We start from the raw sequence: 13,716 nt of genomic DNA, 5'->3' as shown, positions 1-13,716 counted from the left end.
TAAATGACCACCCCCGAAACGCAGAGCTCCATACCCGGGCGCTCGACCGCCGGGACCAGACGAGCGGCCCGGATCGCCGCCGCCGCCGGCCTGGTGACCGCGCTCGTCGCGGCCGGTGCCGCCCCGGTCCTCGCCGCCGACGACCCGGCGGCCACTCCCCCCGTGAAGACCGCGGAGCCCGCCGACAAGCTCGGCGCCACCGACGCCCAGCGCCTCTCCGAGGCCGAGGCCTCCGGCGAGTCGCACGTCACCATCCTGGTCGCCACCGCGCCCGGCGCGACCGAGCAGGTCGCCGGCCAGCTCGACGCCGTCCCCGGCGCCTCGGTCGGCAACCGCAACGACGAGCTCGGCTACGTCCGCGCCACCCTGCCGACCGGCAGGGCCGACGCCGCGATCAAGGCCGCCACGAAGCTCTCCTCCGTCCAGTCGGTCGACCTCCGGGCCGAGATCCAGCTGGACGACCCCCGCCCCGACGGGGGCGTCACCGGCGCCGTCGAGGGCACCACGGTGGACCGGACCTACCCGGCGCCGTCGAAGTACACCCCGGCGAAGAACCCGTACAACCCGTCCCACGAGACGGGCGCGGTCGAGTTCGTCGAGGACCACCCGCGCGCCGACGGCCGCGGCGTGACCATCGGCATCCTCGACTCGGGCGTCGACCTGGCCCACCCGGCCCTGCAGAAGACCACCACCGGCGAGCGCAAGATCGTCGACTGGGTGACCGCCACCGACCCGCTGGTCGACGGCGACGCCACCTGGCGCGCGCAGATCACCCCGGTCGCGGGCCCGGTCTTCACCGCCGCCACCCAGTCCTGGAAGGCGCCCGCGGGCTCCTACCAGTGGAGCCGCTTCAGCGAGTCGGTGACCGCGGGCGGCGACCCGGCCGGTGACATCAACCGCGACGGCGACACCACCGACGTCTTCGGCATGCTGTACGACCCGGCCGCCGGCACCGTCCGCGTCGACACCGACCAGGACAACGACTTCACGGACAACGAGCCGATGAAGCCGTTCAAGGACGGCTACGGGGTCAACTACTTCGGCACCGACGACCCGGCCACCGACGTCGTCGAGCGCACCCCGTTCGTCGTGCAGATCCGCAAGGACGTCCCGATGGACCCGCTGGGCGGCTCCTGGGTCGGCCAGAAGCGCGACTTCGTCAACATCGGCGTCGTCGAGTCCTCGCACGGCACCCACGTCGCCGGCATCACCGCCGCCAAGGGCCTCTTCGGCGGCCGGATGAACGGCGCCGCCCCCGGCGCGAAGATCGTCTCCTCGCGCGCCTGCACCTGGGACGGCGGCTGCACCAACGTCGCCCTCACCGAGGGCATGGTCGACCTCGTCGTCAACCGCGGCGTCGACATCGTCAACATGTCGATCGGCGGCCTGCCCGCCCTGAACGACGGCGACAACGTCCGCGCCCGCCTCTACACCCGTCTCATCGACGAGTACGGCGTACAGCTGGTGATCTCGGCCGGCAACTCCGGCCCGGGCACCAACACGATCGGCGACCCCGGCCTGGCCGACAAGGTCCTCTCGGTCGGCGCGGCGGTCTCCCAGTCGACCTGGGCCGCCAACTACGGCTCCGCCGTCGACAAGAAGTACGCCATGTTCCCCTTCTCCTCGCGCGGTCCGCGTGAGGACGGCGGCGCCGCCCCGCTGGTCACCGGCCCGGGCTCGGCCGTGAACACCATCCCGACCTGGCAGGCCGGCGCCGGCGTCGCCGAGGCCGGCTACGCGCTGCCCGCCGGCTACGGCATGCTCAACGGCACCTCGATGTCGTCCCCGCAGGTCGCGGGCGCGAGCGCGCTGCTGCTCTCCGCCGCCAAGCAGCGGCACATCGAGCTCTCCCCGCTGACCCTGCGCACCGCCCTCACCTCGACCGCGAAGCGGATCCCCGGTGTCGCGGCCCACGAGCAGGGCGCCGGCCTCGTCGACATCAACGAGGCCTGGGAGTCGATCAAGGACGGGGCCACCGCCCACTCCTACAAGGTCGAGGCCCCGGTCGACACCGTGATCTTCCCGGCCCCGCACACCGGCACCGGCGTGTACGACCGCGAGGGCGGCCTCAAGGTCGGCCAGAAGAAGGTCTACGACGTCACCGTCACCCGCACCAGCGGCCCGGACCGTGCCGTCGAGCACGAGCTGGACCTCAAGTACAACGACGGCACCTTCCGGATCCTCGGCGACGACGAGATCGACCTGCCGCTGAACAAGCCGGTCACCGTCAGGCTGGAGGCCCGCCCGCGCACCGCCGGCGTGCACAGCGTGATCCTGGAGGCCGACGACGAGCGCACCGAGGGCGTCGACAAGCAGATCCTCGCCACCTCGGTCGTCGCGAGCGACCTGGTCGCCCCCGGCTACGGCTTCTCCGCCGCCGGCTCGGTCCAGCGCAACAGCCACAAGTCGTACTTCGTGACCGTGCCGAAGGGCGCGACCTCCCTGGAGGTGGCGATCGGCGGCCTGAAGGAGAAGAGCCAGACCCGGTTCATCTCCATCCACCCGTACGGCGTCCCGGTCGACCCGACCACGACCACCATGTGCTACCCGCACTACAACCCGGCGAACACCTGCCGCCCGGACCAGCGCTCCTACGCCAACCCGCAGGCCGGCGTCTGGGAGATCGAGGTCGAGGCGCGCCGCACCTCGCCGGACCTGGACAACCCGTACAAGCTCGACGTCACCGTGCTCGGTGCCTCCTTCGACCCGGCCGTCCAGACGGTCGCCGAGGCGAAGGTCGGCGTCCCGTCCGCCGTCGAGTGGACCGTCACCAACAAGTTCGCCGGCCTCGACGGCAAGCTGAAGGGCGGCTCGCTGGGCTCGGCCAAGGTCGAGACCCCGACCATCCAGCACCACGAGACGCAGACGAAGACCGTCACCATCGGTGAGGGCGTCGAGCGCCTCGACATCGGTATCGGCAACACCTCCGACAAGGCCGCCGACCTCGACCTGACCGTCCTCCTGGACGGCGTCAAGGTCGCCTCCTCGGCGGACGGCGACTCGGAGGAGGCCGTCTCCCTGGTCAAGCCGAAGGCCGGCACGTACACCGTCGTCATCGACGGCTACGCGGTCCAGGCCGAGGGCGGCACGACCTACGACTACAAGGACGTGTACTTCTCCTCGGCGCTCGGCACCGTGAAGGTCGACGAGACGAAGACCTACCCGCTGGCCAACGGTGCGAGCACCGAGGTCCCGGCCGAGGTCGTCGTCGGCGGTCCGGCCCCCGAGGGACGCCAGTTCTTCGGCGAGGTCCAGCTGCTCAACGCGCGCGGCACCGTCGCGGGCACCGGCAGCGTCCTGATCGGCAGCGTCACCCCGTAACACCCCGGGCGGTACGAGGGGCGGGCACCCGTGAGGGCGCCCGCCCCTTCCGCGTCCGCCGCCGGCCGGTCAGCCGCGCCCGGGACAGGGCCCGCCGGCCTCCGGCAGGGCCTTCGCCAGCCACTTCCGGCCGTACTCCAGCTCGTCGCGGACCGGGCCGACGTCCTCGCCCAGTTCGCCGGGCGGCTCCGCGTCCTGCCGGAAGGTGAGCACCCCCTCGTCCGGGAAGCGGGAGACCACCACCAGCATCCGCGTGCCCGGCCGGTAGTACGACGCCTCCGCCGCCCAGCCGCGGAAGGCCAGCTCGCCGGAGTCCGGCCCCGCCGGCTTGTAGCGCCGCTCCACCCGCAGCACCACCCGCACCTCGCCCTCCGCGAGCGGTTCGGCGCGCACCACCGTGCCCTCGGCGGCGTCCGTGGCGCACGCCACGACCCCGCCGGGGGCGAGCTTGGCCTCGGCGCCGGAGCCCAGCAGACCGCCGGCGGTCTCCCCCGGGCGGGCGGCCAGCCAGGCCCCGCCGGTGCCGAGCGCGCCCAGCGCCACGCAGGCGGCGAGTGCCCAGCCGGCGGCCCGGGCGCGCCGCCGGGGCCGCACGACGGGCTCCGGCGGTACGGGCTCCGCCGACACCGGGGCCTCCGGGCGTGCAGGCTCCGGGCGTACGGGCCCCGTCGTCAGCGCCGCCGCGAGCACGCCCAGCTGCTCGCGGAGCAGGTCCACGTCCGCGCGGGCGCGGGCGACCTCGGGGTCGTCCCCGGCGCCCGGCGGCCCGTCCTCCGGGAACAGCGCCGCCGCCAGCGGGTCCCTCTCCTGCGCGTCCACCTCACACCACCTCGTCCGTGCGGAGCCGCTCCCGCATCGCGCGGACGGCGGCGTGCAGCCTGCTCTTGACCGTCCCCTCGGGGACCCCCAGCTCCTCGGCGATCCGGGCCACCGGCAGGTCCGCGTAGAAACGCAGCACCAGGACCTGGCGCTGCTTCTCCGGCAGCTCCTCCAGGCCGTCCGCCACGGCGAGCGCGAGGACCCGGGCCTCCTCCCCGCCGCCGCCCGGCGGGGCCGGCAGCGCGGTCAGCCGAGCGCCGAGGCGTTCCTCCCGGCGCCGGGCCCGGTGCCAGTCGGCGGCCACCCGGGTGGCGACCACCGCGCACCAGGCGGCCGGGGAGCGCGGCGGGTCCCCCTTCGCCCGGGCCTCCAGGAGGCGGAGCCCCACCTGCTGCACCCCGTCCTGGAGCTCCGCGTACGGCACCCCGCCCAGCGCGAGGACCGCCCGCACCCGGTCCACCAGCGCCGCGTCCATCTGCTCCACCCCGCCCCCTTCCCTCGTCCGGTCCCCCCTTGGACGCGGCGGCGTCCCGAAACGTTCGTCCCGGTCACGCATCCCGCCCCTCGGACAATGGATTGGACAAGAAGCGGCAGGCGGCACGCATGATGGAGGGCGGCAGCACCTGCACACACGTACGGAGGAGTCCCCGTGAAGGTCGGAATCGTCGGAGCCACCGGTCAGGTCGGCACAGTCATGCGCAAGATCCTGGCCGAGCGCGAGTTCCCCGTCGACGAGCTGCGGCTCTTCGCCTCCGCCCGGTCCGCCGGCACGGTCGTGGACGGCGTCACCGTCGAGGACGCCTCGACCGCCGACTACACCGGCCTGGACATCGTGCTCTTCTCCGCCGGCGGCGCCACCTCCAAGGCCCTCGCCGAGAAGGTCGCCTCCCAGGGCGCCGTCGTGATCGACAACTCCTCCGCCTGGCGCCGCGACCCCGAGGTCCCCCTCGTCGTCTCCGAGGTCAACCCGCACGCGGTCAAGGACCGCCCCAAGGGCATCATCGCCAACCCGAACTGCACCACGATGGCCGCCATGCCGGTCCTCAAGCCGCTCCACCAGGAGGCCGGCCTCACCGCGCTGGTCGCCACCACTTACCAGGCCGTCTCCGGCTCGGGCGTGGCCGGCGTCGCCGAGCTGCGCGAGCAGGCGTGCGCGGTGGCCGAGCGGGCGGAGCAGCTGGCCTTCGACGGCGAGGCCGTCGAGTTCCCCGAGCCCGCCGTCTACAAGCGCCCGATCGCCTTCAACGTGGTCCCGCTGGCCGGCTCGATCGTCGACGACGGCTCCTTCGAGACCGACGAGGAGCAGAAGCTCCGCCACGAGTCCCGCAAGATCCTGGAGATCCCGGAGCTGAAGGTCTCCGGCACCTGTGTCCGCGTCCCGGTCTTCTCCGGCCACTCGCTCCAGGTGAACGTCCGCTTCGACCGCCCGATCAGCGTCGAGCGCGCCTACGAGCTGCTGAAGGACGCCGAGGGCGTCGAGCTCTCCGAGATCCCGACCCCGCTCCAGGCGGCCGGCAAGGACGCCTCCTACGTGGGCCGCATCCGCGTCGACGAGACCGTGGAGAACGGCCTGGCGCTCTTCCTCTCCAACGACAACCTCCGCAAGGGCGCCGCGCTGAACGCGGTGCAGATCGCGGAGCTGGTGGCGGCCGAGCTGAAGGGCTGACGCCGGACCGTACGCGCCGAGGGGCGGCCACCCGGGTGGGTGGCCGCCCCTCGCGTGTTCGCCCTGGGAAATGCGCGATGCGCCTACGACTCACCCCGTGGAAGGATGGCCCAAACGTCACGAAACCGAGGAGTTGACCGGGTGCCTGGTACGAACCTGACCCGTGAAGAGGCCCAGCAGCGGGCGGCGCTGCTGACCGTGGACGCGTACGAGGTCGAACTGGACCTCACCGGTGCGCAGGAGGGCGGCACCTACCGGTCCGTCACCACCGTCCGCTTCGATTCCGCCGAGGCGGGTGCCGAGAGCTTCATCGACCTCGTCGCCCCCGCCGTCCACGAGGCCGTGCTCAACGGGCGCTCGCTGGACGTGGCCGCCGTCTTCCGCGACTCGCGGATCGCCCTGCCGCACCTCGAGCAGGGCCGCAACGAGCTGCGCGTGGTCGCGGACTGCGCGTACACCAACACCGGCGAGGGCCTGCACCGCTTCGTCGACCCGGTCGACGGCCAGGCGTACCTGTACACGCAGTTCGAGGTGCCGGACGCGCGCCGGGTCTTCGCCTCCTTCGAGCAGCCGGACCTCAAGGCGACCTTCCAGTTCACGGTGAAGGCGCCGGAGGGCTGGAGCGTCATCTCCAACTCGCCGACCCCGGAGCCGAAGGACGGGGTGTGGGCCTTCGAGCCGACCCCGCGGATCTCCTCGTACATCACGGCCCTGATCGTCGGCCCGTACCACGCCGTGCACTCCTCGTACGAGGGCCCGGACGGGCAGGTCGTGCCGCTGGGCATCTACTGCCGTCCGTCGCTGGCGGAGTTCCTGGACGCGGACCACATCTTCGACGTGACCCGGCAGGGCTTCGGCTGGTTCCAGGAGAAGTTCGCCTACGCCTACCCGTTCGCCAAGTACGACCAGCTGTTCGTGCCGGAGTTCAACGCGGGCGCGATGGAGAACGCGGGCGCGGTCACCATCCGCGACCAGTACGTCTTCCGCTCGAAGGTGACGGACGCGGCCTACGAGCGCCGCGCCGAGACCATCCTCCACGAGCTGGCCCACATGTGGTTCGGCGACCTGGTGACCATGGAGTGGTGGAACGACCTGTGGCTGAACGAGTCGTTCGCCACCTACACCTCGGTCGCCTGCCAGGCGTCCGTGGCGGGCACCCGCTGGCCGAACGCCTGGACCACCTTCGCCAACGCGGAGAAGACCTGGGCCTACCGCCAGGACCAGCTGCCGTCGACGCACCCGATCATGGCCGAGATCAACGACCTGGAGGACGTGCTCGTCAACTTCGACGGCATCACGTACGCCAAGGGCGCCTCGGTCCTCAAGCAGCTCGTCGCCTACGTCGGCCAGGACGAGTTCTTCAAGGGCGTGCAGGCGTACTTCCAGCGCCACGCCTTCGGCAACACCCGTCTGAGCGACCTGCTGGGCGCGCTGGAGGAGACCTCCGGGCGCGACCTGAAGACCTGGTCGAAGGCGTGGCTGGAGACGGCCGGCATCAACGTCCTGCGCCCGGAGATCGAGACCGACGAGAACGGCTCGATCACCGCCTTCGCGGTGAGTCAGGAGGCCCCGGCGCTGCCCGCCGGCGCCAAGGGCGAGGCCGTGCTCCGTCCGCACCGCATCGCGATCGGCTTCTACGACCTGGACGCGGCCGGCAAGCTGGTCCGCACCGAGCGCCTGGAGCTGGACATCGAGGCGGCCGGGCTGACCGGGGTGCCGGCGCTGGTCGGCAAGTCCCGCCCGGCGGTCGTGCTGCTGAACGACGACGACCTGTCGTACGCCAAGGTCCGCCTCGACGAGGTGTCGCTGCAGAACGTGACCGCGCACCTCGGCGACTTCGCCGAGTCGCTGCCGCGCGCGCTGTGCTGGGCCTCGGCCTGGGACATGACGCGGGACGGCGAGCTGGCCACCCGCGACTACCTGGAGCTGGTGCTGTCCGGCATCGCCAAGGAGTCGGACATCGGCGTGGTGCAGTCCCTCCAGGGCCAGGTCAAGGCCGCCCTGGAGCTGTACGCGGCGCCGGAGTGGCGGGACGCGGGCCTGACCCGCTGGACCGACGCGGCGCTCACCCACCTGAAGGCGGCGGAGCCGGCGAGCGACCACCAGCTGGCGTGGGCGCGGGCCTTCGCCGCGACCGCCCGGACGCCGCAGCAGCTCGACCTGCTCGCCGCGCTCCTGGAGGGCCGGGAGACGATCGAGGGCCTGGCCGTCGACACCGAGCTGCGCTGGGCGTTCGTGCAGCGGCTCGCCGCGACCGGCGTCTTCGACGAGCCGGAGATCGCGGCGGAGCTGGAGCGGGACCGCACGGCGGCCGGTGAGCGGCACGCGGCGACGGCCCGTGCGGCGCGTCCGACCGAGGCGGCCAAGGCCGAGGCGTGGGCGGCGGTCGTCGAGGACGACAAGCTGGCCAACGCGGTGCAGGAGGCGGTGATCGGCGGCTTCGTCCAGGCCGACCAGCGCGAGCTGCTGGCGCCGTACACGGAGAAGTACTTCGCCTCGATCAAGCGCGTGTCGGAGACCCGCAGCCACGAGATGATCCAGCAGATCGTGGTCGGTCTCTACCCGACGCTCCAGGTCTCCCAGGAGACGCTGGACGCGACGGACGCGTGGATCGCGGCGAACGACCCGGTCCCGGCGCTGCGCCGTCTGGTGACCGAGTCGCGCGCGGGCGTCGAGCGGGCCCTGAAGGCCCGCGCGGCGGACGCGGCGGCCGCGAAGTAGAAACCGCCGGTATCCGTACGCGGGATCCGGCGGCATCCGTACGACGAAGGGGCGCCCTCCCCCACGGAGGCGCCCCTTCGCCGTGTGCGGGGGCGGCTACCGGCTCGCGCGGTCGAAGCGGGCGCGCAGGTCGGCGGCGCCCTCCTCGGTCAGGGAGCCGTGCAGGCGCATGCGGGCGACGCCGCCGTCGGGGAAGGCGTCGAGGCGCACGTGGGTGACGACCGCCTGGGCGGCGAGCGTGAAGCGGTGCGGGGTGTCGGGCTGGAGGCGGGTGCGCGGAATGATCTCGAACCACTCGCCGGACTCGCCGTTGCGGCCCTGGAGGGCGATCCAGCCGGCCGAGTTGCCCTTGAGGTAGGCGGTGTCGATCTCGACGGCGCGGACGGCGCCCTGGGCGGGGAGACGGAAGCGGACCCAGTCGTTGGTGCCGCGCACGCGACGGCGGCGGTTCTCCCAGCCGTCGTCCATCTTGCGGGAGGTGCCGGGCAGGATGATCTGCGTCGGCGAGGAGTAGAACTTGTCGGAGGCGTCCTCGTACGACCCGCCGTTGAGGACGGAGAGCAGGTCGATCGTGCCGAGGAGGCCCAGCCACTCGGGGTCGGGCAGCACCTCGCCGTGGACGCGGAGGCGGGCGACGCCGCCGTCCGGGTGCTGGCAGAGGCGGACGTGGGTCCAGCGGCGGTCGCCGTCGATCGCGAAGCCGTTGGCGGCGTGGCCGCGGACGGGGGTGGGCGGGACGAGCTCCTCCCACTTGGCGTCGAGCAGTTCCTCGGGGCTCGGGCTGCCTTCGACGGCGGTGGCCTGGACGCTGACCTTCTGCGGGTAGTTGCCGCGGAAGTGGGCGGTGTCGACGATCAGGCCCCTGATGACGCCGGGGGCGCCGAGGCGGACGATCGCCCAGTCGTGGTCCTCGGGGGCGGGGAAGACGTTCTCGGCGTCGGCGCCGCGGCGGCGGCGGGTCTCCCAGCCGTCCATGATCTTGCCCTTGTGGCCGAAGTGCTCCGGGTCGAAGACGGCCCGCTCGCGGACGAGCAGGTTCTCGCGCTCGGCGAAGAACTCGTCGTTGGCCGCGACGACGCCGGCGCCGAGGCGGCGGTCGGCGAGGTCGACCAGCTCGGTGAAGGGGAAGTCGCCGGTGCGGTAGTCGGCGTACGGGTCGCCTCCGGCGTACGGGGCGGCGTCGTTGGCGTGCGGGTCCTGGGTGTCCTCGATGGCGGTCATGGTCCGACTGTCCCGCGCCGCGGGACCGGGGTCCATCGAATGTTTTCGACAGGTCTTTTCAGCCCTGCTGAACGTTCTCCCGCTCCACGGCGACCTGGCGCAGCGCCGCGAGGACCCGGGCCAGCGCCGGGGCCTCCTCCGCGCCGCGCCGGACGGCCGCGACGACGTGGCGGCGGGGCTGGTCGGCGGAGAGGACCCGCATGACGACGCCGGCGCCGGGGCGGCGGTCCGCGGCGGCCATCCGGGGCACGAGGGCGATGCCGAGCCCCGCCTCGACCATGGCGAGGATCGCGGTCCAGCCGGAGGCGCTGTGGGCCTGCTCGGGCACGAAGCCGGCCGCCTCGCAGGCGGCGGTGGTGATCTCGGACCAGGGCCCCGAGCCGCCGAAGATCCAGGGCTCGGCGGCGAGGTCGGCGAGGCGCAGGCCGGGGGCGCCGGCGAGCGGGTGGCCCGCGGGCAGGGCGACGTCGAGGGGGTCGGCGAGCAGCGGCACCCGGCTGAACTTCGGGTCGCGCGCGGTGGGCGCGTGGGCGGCGAGCGAGAGCGCGAGGTCGGCCTCGCCGGCGCCGAGCAGTTCGTACGCCTCCCCCGCCTCGGCCTCCCGGATGCGGACGCCGAGCCCGGGGTGGGCGGCGCGGAGCTGCCGTACGGCGGGGACGAGGAGGGCGGGCACGGAGGTCGAGAAGGCCGCGACGCGGACCTGGCCCGCCTCGCCGCGCAGATAGCCGTCGAGTTCGGCGTCGGCGCGCTCCAGCTGGGCGAAGACCGCCTCGGCGTGGCGCAGGACGAGGTGGGCGGCGTCGGTGAGCCGGACGCGCCGCCCGTGGGCCTCCAGGAGCGGCACGCCGAGCTGGCGGGCGAGGTTGGTGAGCTGCTGGGAGACGGCCGAGGGGGTCATGAGCAGGGTCTCCGCGGTGGCGGTGACGGTGCCCCGGTCCCGCAGGGTGCGCAGGATGTGCAGCTTCTTGATGTCCCACTCGGTCATGGGGCGCAACATATCCGGCCCGGGCTAGCGGGAGGAGCTCAGTGCCACTCCGCCGAGGATGAGGGCCATGCAGGCGCCCCCGGTCAGGCCCGGCTCCTCGCCGAGGAGGGGGTACGACAGCAGGGCGACGCAGACCGGCTGGAGGTGGTAGACAACTCCGGCGCGGGCCGCGCCGATCAGGGAGACCGCCTTGTTCCAGCAGAAGAAGGCGACGGCGGAGGAGAGCACGCCGACGTAGAGCAGCGGGCCGACGGTGGCGGGGACGGCGGGGAAGCCGCCCTGGACGGCGAGGGAGACGGCGTAGGCGGGGGCGAGCATGAGCGCGCCGAGCACGAAGGTGGTGAAGAGGAAGGCGAGTCCGTCGATCTCCGGGGGCCGGCGCTTGAGGAGGGCGCTGTAGGAGGCGAAGGAGAGGGCGGCGGCGAACATCCACAGGTCGCCGGGGGCGGGGTCGACCGTGAGGGAGCCCCTGCCGACGAGGAGGAGCACGCCGAGGACGGCGACGGCCATGCCGAGGAGCCGGCGGGCGCCGAGCCGTTCGCCGCCGAGGCGGGCGTAGACCGCCATGATCACCGGGGAGGCGGCCATGATCATGCCCATGTTGGTGGCGGAGGTGGTGAGGCCGGCCTGGTGGACGAGGGTGTTGTAGAGGGCGACGCCGAACAGCGAGGCCAGGGCGGTGAAGCCGAGGTGCCGGCGGAGGAGCGCGCGCTGCCGCCAGAAGGGGCGGGCGGCGAGGGGGGCGACGGCGAGCAGGGCGATGACCCAGCGCCAGAAGACCGCCTGGACGGGCGGGACGGAGTCGGCCATGTCGCGGGTGGCGACGAAGCTGCCGGACCAGACGACGGTGGCGAGGAGGGCGAGGAGCAGGCCGGGACCGGCGCCCCTGGCGGGCGCCGGTCTCCGGGTGGCTTCTTCGGGTGCGGTCGGGTGGCGGGCTGTCGTGAGGGTCATGCGGCCTACCGTCGCACTCCCGAAACCTCCAGGTCCATCGAAACTTCCTGACCGTTCTTTTCAGTAGGGCTGAACGATTCCGGAGCGGTGGCAGTGGGGGCGGGGGCGGCCGGGGCGGGCTTCGCGGGGGCCAGCTGGCCCGCCAGGGTGGCGCCGAAGGCGATCGCCATGCCGAGCACCTGCACGGGGCCGAGGGCCTGGCCGAGGGCGGCCCAGCCGATGACGGCGGCGGTGATCGGGGAGAGCGGGCCGAGGAGGGTGACCGAGGAGGCGCTCAGCCGCTCGATGCCGCGGAACCAGAGGAAGTAGGAGATCGCGGTGTTGCCGAGGGCGAGGTAGGCGTAGCCGGCGAGGTGGGTGCCGGTGAGGGCGGGCGGGGCGCCCTCGGCCAGGAAGGCGATCGGGAGGATGACCAGGCCGCCGGCGGTGAGCTGCCAGCCGGTGAGGGCGAGGGCGCCGACGCCCTCGGGGCGGCCCCAGCGCTTGGTGAGGACGACGCCCGCGGACATCGAGAGGGAGGAGAGGAGTCCGGCGCCCACGCCGATCGGGTCGAAGGCGGCACCGGCCTTGAGCACGACGAGGCTGACGCCGAAGGCCGCGGCGACGGCGGTGAGCAGGGTCCGCACGGCGGGCTTCTCGCCGAGGAGGAGGGCGGCGAGGCCGACGACGAAGAGCGGGCCGACGGAGCCGACGACGGCGGCGACGCCGCCGGGCAGCCGGTAGGCGGCGAGGAAGAGCAGCGGGAAGAAGGCCCCGATGTTGAGGGCGCCGAGGACCGCCGACTTCCACCACCAGGCGCCGCTCGGGAGCTTGCGGGTCAGGGCGAGGAGCAGGAGGCCAGCCGGCAGGGCCCGCACGAGGCCGGTGAAGAGGGGCCGGTCGGGCGGCAGGAACTCGGTGGTGACGAAGTAGGTCGAGCCCCAGGAGATCGGGGCGAGGGCGGTGAGCGCGACGACGGCGGCCTTGCGGGACATGGCAGGACTCCCCCTGAAGCGGTGCGGCTCCGGTGGACCGGAGCACGACTGGCTTGGCGGTAATTAACTTAGCACTAAGCTACTTACTTGCAAGTGGCTTTCTTGCCATCGACCGGGGAAGGGCGGAACACTGAGGTCATGAAGACGCAGCCCCCGGCGCACGACGCCGTCGACGCCATCACCGACCAGTGGGCGGCGGTCCGCCCCGACCTGGACACCCTCCCCATGGCGGTCTTCGGGCGGATCTACCGGCTGGCCGCCGCCATGCGCGGCAAGGTGGACAAGGCGTACGCGCCCTACGGCATGGCGCTCGGGGAGTTCGACGTGCTCGCGACCCTGCGCCGGTCCGGGGAGCCGTACACGCTCTCCCCGCGCGAGCTGACCGCCACCCTGATGATCACCACCGGCGGGATGACCGGCCGGCTGGACAAGCTGGAGAAGGCCGGGCTGCTCACCCGCAGCCCCGACCCGAACGACCGGCGCGGACTGCGCGTCACGCTCACCGGGCGCGGCCGCGAGCTGGTGGACCGGGCGGTCGGCGCGGGCCTGGAACGGCAGCGCGAGGCCCTGGAGTCGGCGCTGACCGAGGAGGAGGCGGAGCAGCTGGCCGGACTCCTGCGGAAGCTGCTCGCGACGACGGCGTGACGCGCGGGGCCGCGTCTCCGGCGCGCCGGGCGGCCGGGCGGGCGCGCTTCGGGCGCGCCTGACGGCCGGGCACGGCGGCCGCGCGGGCCGCGCGCGGACGTGCGAGGGCGCCGCACGGCCGGTGTGGCCGGGCGGCGCCCTCGGAGTACGGTCACGGGAGGCGGCGGGGCCTCCCGCGGGTCACGCCTTCTTGGACTTGTCGAGGACCATCACCAGACCGGTGATGACCAGGAACAGCACCAACGGGGCGGCAACGAACAGGCCGAGGGTCTCGATGACCTCCAGCTTGGGGGCCGGGTCGTCACCGTCGTCGCGGGTCAGCGCGAGCGCGGGGGACGACATGAGCAGCATCATCAGCGTCGTACCGGCCGCGACGGCGCCGGCGCGCAGGGCGTTCTTCTTGTCCACGG

At 73.3% G+C, this 13,716-nt stretch carries 11 protein-coding genes; 4 read left to right on the top strand and 7 right to left on the bottom strand.

Going from position 1 to position 13,716, the window contains the following annotated elements:
• Positions 1-3 precede the first annotated feature (3 nt).
• Entirely contained in the window at positions 4-3,321 is a 3,318-nt protein-coding gene (locus tag ACF1ED_RS19495; protein WP_391762009.1) for a S8 family serine peptidase, read from the top strand.
• 69 nt (positions 3,322-3,390) lie between these two features.
• Here ACF1ED_RS19495 and ACF1ED_RS19490 read toward each other — a convergent pair whose 3' ends face one another.
• Both ACF1ED_RS19490 and ACF1ED_RS19485 read right to left on the bottom strand, forming a co-directional pair.
• The gene (locus ACF1ED_RS19490; protein WP_391762007.1) at positions 3,391-4,140 is read right to left on the bottom strand and encodes a hypothetical protein; all 750 of its coding nucleotides are present in this window, start codon (positions 4,138-4,140) and stop codon (positions 3,391-3,393) included.
• Position 4,141: 1 nt separating this feature from the next.
• Positions 4,142-4,615: an RNA polymerase sigma factor gene (locus ACF1ED_RS19485; RefSeq protein ID WP_391762402.1), complete on the bottom strand. Its 474-nt coding sequence runs from the start codon at positions 4,613-4,615 to the stop codon at positions 4,142-4,144.
• 174 nt (positions 4,616-4,789) lie between these two features.
• Here ACF1ED_RS19485 and ACF1ED_RS19480 point away from each other — a divergent pair, with 174 nt between their 5' ends.
• Both ACF1ED_RS19480 and pepN read left to right on the top strand, forming a co-directional pair.
• On the top strand, positions 4,790-5,806 hold the full coding sequence (locus ACF1ED_RS19480; RefSeq protein WP_391762005.1) for an aspartate-semialdehyde dehydrogenase: 1,017 nt from the start codon (positions 4,790-4,792) through the stop codon (positions 5,804-5,806).
• A 141-nt stretch (positions 5,807-5,947) separates the two neighbouring features.
• Complete coding sequence (gene pepN / locus ACF1ED_RS19475) at positions 5,948-8,527, top strand: aminopeptidase N (protein WP_391762003.1); 2,580 nt, start codon at positions 5,948-5,950, stop codon at positions 8,525-8,527.
• A 96-nt stretch (positions 8,528-8,623) separates the two neighbouring features.
• Here the strand turns inward: pepN and alc are convergent, their stop codons facing one another.
• The 4 genes from alc to ACF1ED_RS19455 are packed head-to-tail and all read right to left on the bottom strand — an operon-like array spanning position 8,624 to position 12,661.
• Positions 8,624-9,748: an allantoicase gene (alc, locus tag ACF1ED_RS19470; protein ID WP_391762001.1), complete on the bottom strand. Its 1,125-nt coding sequence runs from the start codon at positions 9,746-9,748 to the stop codon at positions 8,624-8,626.
• Between the two features lie 58 nt (positions 9,749-9,806).
• Positions 9,807-10,733: a LysR family transcriptional regulator gene (locus tag ACF1ED_RS19465; protein ID WP_391761999.1), complete on the bottom strand. Its 927-nt coding sequence runs from the start codon at positions 10,731-10,733 to the stop codon at positions 9,807-9,809.
• A gap of 24 nt (positions 10,734-10,757) precedes the next feature.
• Complete coding sequence (locus ACF1ED_RS19460) at positions 10,758-11,687, bottom strand: DMT family transporter (protein ID WP_391761997.1); 930 nt, start codon at positions 11,685-11,687, stop codon at positions 10,758-10,760.
• 5 nt (positions 11,688-11,692) lie between these two features.
• Positions 11,693-12,661 carry an EamA family transporter gene (locus ACF1ED_RS19455; RefSeq protein WP_391761995.1) on the bottom strand — a complete coding sequence of 323 codons (969 nt, stop codon included), beginning with the start codon at positions 12,659-12,661 and terminating at the stop codon, positions 11,693-11,695.
• Between the two features lie 138 nt (positions 12,662-12,799).
• Here ACF1ED_RS19455 and ACF1ED_RS19450 point away from each other — a divergent pair, with 138 nt between their 5' ends.
• Entirely contained in the window at positions 12,800-13,306 is a 507-nt protein-coding gene (locus ACF1ED_RS19450; protein WP_391761993.1) for a MarR family winged helix-turn-helix transcriptional regulator, read from the top strand.
• 180 nt (positions 13,307-13,486) lie between these two features.
• On the opposite strand, the gene ACF1ED_RS19445 is transcribed toward ACF1ED_RS19450, so the two are convergent.
• Positions 13,487-13,714: a hypothetical protein gene (locus ACF1ED_RS19445; RefSeq protein WP_043230086.1), complete on the bottom strand. Its 228-nt coding sequence runs from the start codon at positions 13,712-13,714 to the stop codon at positions 13,487-13,489.
• Positions 13,715-13,716: the final 2 nt, after the last annotated feature.

The organism is Streptomyces sp. NPDC014656 (genome assembly GCF_043084305.1).
Taxonomy (GTDB): domain Bacteria; phylum Actinomycetota; class Actinomycetes; order Streptomycetales; family Streptomycetaceae; genus Streptomyces.
This window is presented reverse-complemented; position numbering and strand designations above follow the sequence as displayed.

What these genes read in the sequence shown, in the direction of transcription:
- ACF1ED_RS19485 (WP_391762402.1), bottom strand. Translation starts at nt 4,615, where the DNA reads ATGGACGCGGCGCTGGTGGACCGGGTGCGGGCGGTCCTCGCGCTGGGC.
- ACF1ED_RS19465 (WP_391761999.1), bottom strand. Translation starts at nt 10,733, where the DNA reads ATGACCGAGTGGGACATCAAGAAGCTGCACATCCTGCGCACCCTGCGG.
- ACF1ED_RS19495 (WP_391762009.1), top strand. Translation starts at nt 4, where the DNA reads ATGACCACCCCCGAAACGCAGAGCTCCATACCCGGGCGCTCGACCGCC.
- ACF1ED_RS19450 (WP_391761993.1), top strand. Translation starts at nt 12,800, where the DNA reads ATGAAGACGCAGCCCCCGGCGCACGACGCCGTCGACGCCATCACCGAC.
- alc (WP_391762001.1), bottom strand. Translation starts at nt 9,748, where the DNA reads ATGACCGCCATCGAGGACACCCAGGACCCGCACGCCAACGACGCCGCC.
- ACF1ED_RS19460 (WP_391761997.1), bottom strand. Translation starts at nt 11,687, where the DNA reads ATGACCCTCACGACAGCCCGCCACCCGACCGCACCCGAAGAAGCCACC.
- ACF1ED_RS19455 (WP_391761995.1), bottom strand. Translation starts at nt 12,661, where the DNA reads ATGTCCCGCAAGGCCGCCGTCGTCGCGCTCACCGCCCTCGCCCCGATC.